Source organism: Bradyrhizobium zhengyangense (assembly GCF_022012555.1).
GTDB classification, from domain to species: Bacteria; Pseudomonadota; Alphaproteobacteria; order Rhizobiales; family Xanthobacteraceae; genus Bradyrhizobium; species Bradyrhizobium zhengyangense.
On sequence record NZ_JAKLTZ010000061.1, the window covers coordinates 1 to 2,866 of the forward strand.

The 2,866-nt window shown below is 66.2% G+C and carries 2 protein-coding genes; both read right to left on the bottom strand.

Going from position 1 to position 2,866, the window contains the following annotated elements; genetic code table 11:
* Positions 1–448 (bottom strand): chemotaxis protein CheW (locus L6639_RS42775; RefSeq protein WP_237867356.1); only part of this gene is annotated, 448 nt, incomplete at its 3' end.
* A 27-nt stretch (positions 449–475) separates the two neighbouring features.
* Positions 476–2,866: hybrid sensor histidine kinase/response regulator (locus L6639_RS42780; RefSeq protein ID WP_237867357.1), on the bottom strand; the 2,391-nt coding region annotated here is incomplete at its 5' end.

A 2,866-nucleotide genomic window follows, 5' to 3' on the forward strand; every position in this document is an offset into this window, starting at 1 on the left:
CGAGCTCGAGCACGCGGTCGACGTCGAGGACGACCATGAGCTGGCCGTCGAGACGGTGGACGCCGCCGGCGAGCTTGGCCATGCGGGGGTCGAGGTTGACGGGGTTCTCTTCCTTGCCGTCCTCGGGCAGGCGCAAGACCTCGCCGATCTGGTCGATCAGGAGGCCATAGGATTCACCGCGCAGGTCGACGCCGACAGCCATCGGGGTCTTGCCGTCCTCGTCCCTGGGCAGGCCGAGACGGGCGCGCATGTCGACCACGGTGACGATGCGGCCGCGCAGGTTCAGGACGCCCGAGATCTCGCGCGAGGACAAGGGAACGCGGGTGACGCGCTCGGGCATGAACACGTCCTGGACGCGGGAGATCGGCAAGCCGAACAGCTGGCCGCCGATCATCGCGGTGACGTATTCGACCATGGCGCCTTCGCCGACTTGCATCTTCTTGCTCATATCAGTCTCTCCTGATCCAGGTCCCGCTCAGGCTGCCGCGCGGCTCAGCTCGGAGGCGCCGGCGGCGCCCGCGGTCTGCTCCTTCAGCGCCGCGATCAGACCGGGACGGTCGAACTTGGCGACATAGTCGTGGAAGCCGGCCTGACGGCCGCGCTCGATCGCTGCCGGCGACACCAGCGCGGAGAGGCCGATGATCGGCATCGAGCCCAGATTGCTGTCGGAGCGGATGGTCTCGGCAAACTCGAACCCGTTCATGTCGGGCATCTCGATGTCGGTCAGGACCACGTCGAAGGTTTGTGCACGCAAGGCCGCGAGACCTTCCTGCGCGGTCGGCGCGGTGCGGACGCGGTAGCCGGCGGCCTTGAGGACGGGTGCCAGCATGTTGCGGAAGAAGGCACTGTCGTCGACCAGCAGCACCGACTGCGAGTGCATCGACGGCTTCATCTCCTTGCGGGTGAACCAGTCGGCGAACGCCATCGGCAGGAAGTGGCCGACGTCGATCACTTCGGTGGCCTGGCCCTTGATCACGGCCGAGCCGAGGATGCCGGAAGCCGAGCCGCCGACCTCGATGTTGAGGCGCTCCTCGACGATGTCGATGATCTCGTCGACGACGAGGCCCATGGAGCGGCCGTCATCGGCGAACACCAGGATCGGCTGGGCGCCCTGGGAGGCGACGGTGACGCCCTCCATGGAGACGAGCGGCATCAGCTGCTCGCGGTACTGCACCATGTAGCGGCCGTTCGAGAACTCGATCTTGTCGGCCGGGAGCTCTTCCAGGCGGGTGACGAGCCCGAGCGGGACCGCCTTGGGCTGGGACGAGCCGGCGCGGAAGACGAGGAGCGAGGTGGTCTGCTCGCCCGAGCCGATATGATGCGCACCATTGTCGTCGGCCATGTCATGGGCCGAGGAGCCGGCGGCGCCGAGCGCCTTGGCGATGCCGTTGGGGTCGATGATCATGATGACGGCGCCATCGCCCAGGATGGTGTTGCCCGAGAACATGTCGATGTGACGCAGTTTCGTCGACATCGGCTTGACCACGATTTCTTCGGTGTGGAACACGCCGTCGACGACGATGCCGAAGGTCTGGCTGCCGACTTGCGTGACCACGATAAAACCGTTCTCGGGATCGCTTGCCGCGCCGTCGTCGATCTTGAGCAGCTTCTTCAGATGGATCAGCGGCAAGAGCTTGTTGCGCAGGCGAAGGACGGCGGTGTCCTTGATACGCTCGATGCGGTGCTCCGAGTTGGCGCGGGCGCGGACCAGCTCGACCACCGAGAGCTGCGGGATCGCAAAGCGGTCGCCGGCGGCCTCGACGATCAGCGCCGAGACGATCGCAAGCGTCAGCGGGATCTTGATGGTGACGGAAGAGCCTTCACCGGCGACGCTCTTGATGTCGATGGTGCCGCCGATCTGGTCGATATTGGTGCGGACCACGTCCATGCCGACGCCGCGGCCCGAGACCGAGGTGATGGCGGCCGCGGTGGAGAAGCCCGGCGCGAAGATGAACTTGTGGATCTGGGCTTCGCTCATCTTCTCCAGCTCAGCCTCGCTGACGAGACCTGAGGAGAGCGCCTTGGCCTTGATCTTCTCGGTGTTGAGGCCGCGGCCGTTGTCGGCGATGCAGATGATGATGTGGCCGCCCTCGTGATAGGCGGACAGGCGGATGGTGCCCTGCTCGCCCTTGCCGCTCGCAAGACGCTCGGCGGGGGTCTCCAGGCCATGATCGGCGGAGTTGCGCACCATATGGGTGAGCGGGTCCTTGATCAGGTCGAGCACCTGGCGGTCGAGCTCGGTGTCGGCGCCGTGCATCTCCAGCTCGATCTGCTTGCCGAGTTCGCTCGACAGGTCGCGGACGATGCGGGGCAGCTTCTGCCAGGCATTGCCGATCGGCTGCATGCGCGTCTTCATGACGCCTTCCTGCAGCTCGGCGGTGACGTTGGAGAGGCGCTGCAGCGGCACCTTGAACTCGGTGTCCTCGTTGCGCCTTGAGATCTCCAAGAGCTGGTTGCGGGTCAAGACCAGCTCGGAGACCATGGTCATCAAATGCTCCAGCGTGTCCACGTTGACGCGGATCGACTGGTTGGCGATGCTGGCGCCTTCGCCGGCATTCTCGTCGGCCATCGACTTCTTCGGCGCGGCCTTCTCCTTGGGCGCCTTTGCAGCAGGCGCCTCAGTAGCAGGAGCCGGCTCGGCCTTCACTTCGGCCTTCACTTCGGCCTTGGCGACCGGCGCGGGTGCTTCGATCGCGGTCTCGCGGAAGGCGCGCTCGAGCTCATCGAGCGAGACCTCGCCCGGACGCAACGGACGCTCCAGGGTCTGGTCGATCAGCGAGCCCGTGGTCATCTCTTTTGCGGGAGCGGCAGCAGGTGCAGCGGCAGGTGCTTCCGGCACCAGCGGCGGGGCGTCGGCGACAGGAGC